Origin of the sequence: Methylomonas rivi, from assembly GCF_024505165.1 — a bacterium.
GTDB lineage: Bacteria > Pseudomonadota > Gammaproteobacteria > Methylococcales > Methylomonadaceae > Methylomonas > Methylomonas rivi.
The window spans coordinates 1-3363 of record NZ_JANIBK010000248.1 but is presented as its reverse complement, the minus strand read 5'-3'; the positions used below and the strand labels follow the sequence as shown (position 1 = coordinate 3363).

4 protein-coding genes are annotated in these 3363 nt (G+C 61.1%); all 4 read left to right on the top strand.

Annotation, left to right across the window (positions count from 1 at the left end):
• Positions 1-384, top strand: a 384-nt coding sequence (locus tag NP596_RS20635) for a hypothetical protein (RefSeq protein WP_256617269.1), incomplete at its 5' end; no start/stop codon positions are given.
• Positions 385-410: 26 nt separating this feature from the next.
• Positions 411-1553, top strand: coding sequence for a glycosyltransferase family 4 protein (locus tag NP596_RS20630; protein ID WP_256617268.1), 1143 nt, complete (start codon positions 411-413; stop codon positions 1551-1553).
• Positions 1554-1566: 13 nt separating this feature from the next.
• Positions 1567-2691, top strand: coding sequence for a glycosyltransferase family 4 protein (locus NP596_RS20625; RefSeq protein WP_256617267.1), 1125 nt, complete (start codon positions 1567-1569; stop codon positions 2689-2691).
• 3 nt (positions 2692-2694) lie between these two features.
• On the top strand, positions 2695-3363 hold a 669-nt coding region (gene wecB, locus NP596_RS20620), incomplete at its 3' end, for a non-hydrolyzing UDP-N-acetylglucosamine 2-epimerase (RefSeq protein ID WP_256617266.1).

Sequence of the window (3363 nt, the reverse complement as noted above, 5' to 3'; positions counted from 1 at the left end):
GTGCGCCGCCAGCAGGAGGAAATGGCATTGCGCGGCCGCTTCCTGGCCGGTATCGGCACCCCGCCCCCTCTTGCCGGCAGCGACTTGGCCGCCTGGCTGGACGACCGGAAAAAACACCTGTTTGCGTCGACCGACCTTCAATCTCCGATAGCGCAAGAAGTCTCGCACGACTTGGATTTGCATTTGCAGGGGCCGGTGTTGTATGCCGACCTTTGGCGATTTAAAACCCTGCCGGCCGACTTTCGTACCCCCATATTGCTCCGGCGCCCGCTGCCGGTCGCTATCGCCGTATTCCTGGCGGTCTGGCTGTTGCTGCCGCCCGTCGTATTAACATTCCGCGCAGTCCGCCGGGGAATCGCCCCGCCTTTACCGGCCGCCAAGTAAGAATCCAATCTCTCCCCGAAACTTAAATGGATATTATTTTATCAACCGATGCCATCAGGCAGCCGCTGACGGGCATAGGCCGCTATACCAGCCAGCTGGCCTGGCAATTGACGCAACGCCGGGACATCGGCGAGATTTGGTTTTCGCACGGCGAAAAACTGCTGCGCCATATTCCCGAACCTCGGCGGCAACCTACCGCCGTCGCTTGGTTGCGCAACGGCTTCTGCAAATACGGTCCGCTGCTCGATGCTTACCGCAAAATCCATTCTTTCGGCAAAGCCAGTTCCATCCGCCACCTCAACAACGCCGTTTACCACGGAACCAACTACTATCTGCCGAAATTCGCCGGCCGTAGCGTCGTTACCATCCACGACATCTCGATATTCACGCTGCCGGATTGCCACCGGGAAGACCGGGTAAAATTTCTGCGCAAGGAAACGGCGCTGGCGCTGCGGCGGGCCGCCGCCGTCATCACGGTTTCGGAGTTTTCCAAACGGGAAATCATGGCGCAATTCAACTGGCCCGCCGAACGGATTTACGTAACCCCCTTGGCAAGCGCCGGCATATTTTACCCGCGCCCGGACACGGAACTTACGCCCCTGCTCAAGCCGAGCCGGTTGCTTCCCGGCGGTTACTGCCTTTACGTGGGCACCGTGGAGCCGAGGAAGAACCTCGGCGTCCTGCTGGATGCCTACGAACGCTTGCCGCCATACTTGCGCGGGCTGTTCCCGCTGGTTCTAGCGGGACACTCGGGCTGGAACAACCGGGCGCTACTCGACAGGATCCGGCGCGCGGCTCGGGAAGGCTGGCTGCGTTACCCGGGCTTCGTTCCCGACTCGCTCCTGCCGGCCTTGTTCGCCGGTGCCCGGCTCTTCGTTTTTCCGTCGTTTTACGAAGGCTTTGGCTTGCCGGTACTGGAAGCCATGTCCTCGGGCGTTCCCGTTATATGCGCCGATACAGCTTCGCTCCCCGAAGTGGCCGGTAACGCGGCGGCCATGTTTGCGCCGCAAGACACGGAGCGGCTCGCCTCGCTGATCGCCATGGGCCTGGAAAACCGGGAATGGCGGGCGGCGGCTCGGGAAAACGGCCTGCGGCAAGCGGCGCGGTTTAGCTGGGAAGCCTGCGCGGAACTGACCCTACGGGCCTATGCCGCGGCTTCAAGGCTCTAAATTCAGGCCGGCGATGCGCATACTGCATTTCTTCAAAACGGCTTTCCCGGAAACCATGGGCGGCATCGAACAAGTCATCGATCAACTTGCCAGGGGAAGCAACAGACTGGGCATCGAGACGGATGTTCTGACATTGACGGCGACAGCGGATACGCATCCGCTCGAGGTGCACGGCTACCGCGTCCACCGCGTCCGCCGCGATTTCCAGCTGGCATCGACCGGGTTTTCCGCCTCCGCACTCCCGTGCTTTAGCCGGCTTGCGCGGCAGGCCGACATTATCCATTACCATTTCCCCTGGCCCTTCATGGACCTGCTGCATTTTGCCGGCCGCGTCAAGAAACCCTGTCTGCTAACCTACCACTCCGACATCATCCGCCAAAGGTTGCTGCTAACCTTCTACCGCCCGCTGATGAATCGGTTTATGCTCGATGTCGACCGTATAGTCGCCACTTCTCCCAATTACCTGGCGACCAGCCCGGTGCTGCAAAACTACGCCGCCAAGGTCAGCGTCATACCGATAGGATTGGACAAAGCAGGCTATCCCATGCCGCCCCCTGCCCGCTTGCGGTATTGGCGGGAAAAACTGGGGGAGCGTTTTTTTCTGTTCGTTGGCGTATTGCGCTACTACAAAGGCCTGCACATCCTGCTCGAAGCCGCCAAGGATACCGGCATTGCCGTCGCCATCGTCGGCGCCGGGCCGACGGAAAACGAATTGAAGCGCAAAGCCGCACGGCTCAAGCTGCGCCACATCCATTTTTTCGGCTATTTGCCGGAAGAAGACAAGGCGGCTCTGCTGACGCTTTGCTACGCGGTGGTCTTCCCCTCGCATTTGCGTTCGGAAGCCTTCGGCATTTCGCTGCTGGAAGGGGCGATGCACGGCAAGCCCATGATCTCATGCGAAATCGGCACCGGCACCACCTATGTCAACATCGGCGGGGAAACCGGGCTGGTGGTTCCGCCCAGCGATCCCGCCTCGTTGCGCGCGGCCATGCTCCACCTCCTGAATAACCCGGCCGAGGCCGCCGAAATGGGTCGCCGCGCGGAACAACGCTATTGGAACTATTTCACGGCGGAGCACATGGCGAACGGATACGCCGCTTTGTACCGGGACCTGTTCTCTACGTCATTACACCGATAGACCATGCACATCACTTACATCCTGGGCACGCGCCCCGAAATCATCAAGCTGGCGTCGCTGATTCAGGCCAGCGTCCGCGAAGGGCTGCCGTTTTCGATTATTCATACCAATCAGCACTATGCCGAACGGATGGACCGGGTTTTTTTCAACGAACTGGAACTGCCCGAGCCCGACCACCACCTGGGTATCGGCTCCCTTTCCCACGGCGAACAAATCGGCCGCATGCTGACCGGCATAGAACGAGTGCTGCTATCCCGGCGGCCCGCCGTTGTCGTTGTGCAGGGAGACACTAACAGCGCGCTGGCCGGCGGTCTGGCCGCCAACAAGCTCGGCATTCCCGTCGCCCATGTCGAGGCCGGCTTGCGCAGCCACGACCGCAGCATGCCCGAGGAAATCAACCGGGTATTGATCGACCATCTCTCCGACCACCTATTCTGCCCGACCGCCAATCAGGCCGGCTACCTGGCCGCGGAAGGCATCCACGCCGGCCGTATCCACGTCACCGGCAACACCATTGCCGACGCTACTCTGAGCTATGCGGAAACCGCGCGCCAGCGTTCCGGCATCTTGCGCCGGCTCGGCTTGAGCGCGGGCGCATACGGTCTGCTGACCTGCCACCGTCCCTCGAATACCGACGACCCGGCCCATTTTGCCGCCTTGATGGACGCCGTC

Bases quoted from the DNA above. Each gene is read 5' to 3' on its own strand.
- NP596_RS20630 (WP_256617268.1), top strand. From the start codon at position 411: ATGGATATTATTTTATCAACCGATGCCATCAGGCAGCCGCTGACGGGC.
- NP596_RS20625 (WP_256617267.1), top strand. From the start codon at position 1,567: ATGCGCATACTGCATTTCTTCAAAACGGCTTTCCCGGAAACCATGGGC.